Source organism: Leisingera sp. F5 (assembly GCF_001593695.1).
In genome coordinates this window covers 1-1,700 of record NZ_LUKH01000769.1, presented here as the reverse complement: position 1 = coordinate 1,700, position 1,700 = coordinate 1, and the positions used below count along the sequence as shown (strand labels likewise).

The 1,700-nt window shown below is 58.4% G+C and carries 2 protein-coding genes and 1 pseudogene; 1 reads left to right on the top strand and 2 read right to left on the bottom strand.

The genetic code is table 11. The annotated features are described in order from the left end of the window. Nucleotides 1–176: RNA polymerase sigma factor (locus tag A2I95_RS35750; protein WP_367153197.1), on the bottom strand; the 176-nt coding region annotated here is incomplete at its 3' end. Between the two features lie 152 nt (nt 177–328). Between A2I95_RS35750 and A2I95_RS35745 the strand changes: the two genes are divergently transcribed. Next, nucleotides 329–1,267 (top strand): cytochrome c family protein, encoded by a 939-nt coding sequence (locus A2I95_RS35745; RefSeq protein WP_291737284.1) that lies wholly within the window; start codon nt 329–331, stop codon nt 1,265–1,267. A 24-nt stretch (nt 1,268–1,291) separates the two neighbouring features. Here A2I95_RS35745 and A2I95_RS35740 read toward each other — a convergent pair. After that, nucleotides 1,292–1,700: pseudogene (locus A2I95_RS35740) on the bottom strand (peptide ABC transporter substrate-binding protein); the annotation flags it as partial.

Below are 1,700 nucleotides of genomic sequence, written 5' to 3'. Positions count from 1 at the left end.
GCCGTTGCCCGCAACTCGTTCAGCCACAGCCGGTGCGCGATCCGGAACAGCCAGCGGTCCAGATGCGTGCCTGCCTGATAGCCTGCGTGTTTTTCCAGTGCGCGCAGACAGGTCATCTGCGCCAGATCATCCGCCCGGTCCCGCCGCCCGGTCTGCATCAGGCAAAACCGCCACAACCGGGGATAGATGGGGCTTATCCCCTCCCGAACCTCTTCCTCAGCCGAATTTTTGCCGAACCAGCGAATAATCCGCGCTCCTGCCGTGTTTTGATCTCAGGGCCGGTCAAGACGCCGCGCCGCAAGGTCATTGATAATAGGAAGGACATAGGATGCTCAACTCACTGTTTCGTGGCATTTCTGTTGCGGCGCTTATTTTTGCAGGCCAATCCGCGCTGTCGGCAGACTGGGTGCTGGACGGCGCAAGCTCCAAGCTCGCCTTTGGTTCGGTTAAAAAAGACACAGTGGGCGAAGTGCACAGCTTTGAAGAGCTGACCGGCAATGTGAGCAAGGACGGCACTGTCACTGTGGCAATTTCGCTGCCATCGGTGGAGACCTTCATTGATATCCGCAACGAACGAATGATTGATCATGTGTTCAATGGCGAACCTCAGGCCACGCTGACGGCCAAGGTTGACATCGCTGCGCTGGAGGCGCTGCCTGCAGGCGGCACTTTGGTTGCGGATGTGGAAGGCAAGTTGAGCCTGCTGAGGCGCGATATTCCTGTGGAAACGGAAATGTTTGTGGCCCGCCTGTCGGACCAGAAGGTCATGGTCACCACCAATGATCTGCTGTTTCTGGGTGTTGAGGACGCGGGCCTGACCAAAGGCGTTGATATCCTGCAAGAGCTTGCGAAACTCTCCGGCATTACCCGCACCGTCCCGGTTACCGCCCGGTTTGTGTTTGAAGCTGGTAGCAACACCGCCCAGACGGCCCCTGCAGCACAGGAAACTGAGGTGGCGCTGTCAGGCGATCCGGCCAAGGGCAAGAAAGTGTTCCGCAAGTGCCAGGCCTGCCACAGCTTTGAAGAAGGCAAAAACGGTGCCGGCCCCAGCCTGCACGGCATCATGGGTACTGGTTCCGCCGCGGCATATGGCTTTAAATACTCAAGCGCCTTTAAGGACGCCAACCTGACCTGGAGCGAAGGCCAGCTAGCGGCCTTTCTTACAGATCCCAAGAGTGTGGTGCCCGGTAACCGCATGGGTTTCAGAGGTTTGAAGAAAGATGACGATGTCCAGAACGTTATAGCCTACATTCGTCAGGAAAGCTGAAGCGTCAATACTGGGGATGGCCGCTCAGGCCATCCACCAGCGCTCAGTGATCCGCCCGTCATCCATCGGTTCGCGCTGACCTACTTTTCGCGGAATGCCGACATTGAGCCGGGCGGCCAAAGCCATATTGCTGGAAGACGGATGATACAGGAATTTCCCGCGCTTCAGGAGGCCGCGCGGTTCCGGCAATGCAGCGACATCGACATATCCGTCCCGCAGCGCTTCGGCGCGGACTGCGGCATCAGGAATCACTATAATCTCTACTGTCTCAGCCCAGCCCGCGATGCCGGATTTGTAGTGATTTGCAACTCGGGACGCGCGGAAATGGCGGCCGTCCTGAGCTCGTTCCACCTTGTAGCATCCTGTGCCAATCGCAGCGGACAGCGGTGCTGGCAGTTCACCAGCGGGTGCAATCATCAGATCGGCACCAGCC

What these genes read in the sequence shown, in the direction of transcription:
- A2I95_RS35745 (WP_291737284.1), top strand. Translation starts at nt 329, where the DNA reads ATGCTCAACTCACTGTTTCGTGGCATTTCTGTTGCGGCGCTTATTTTT.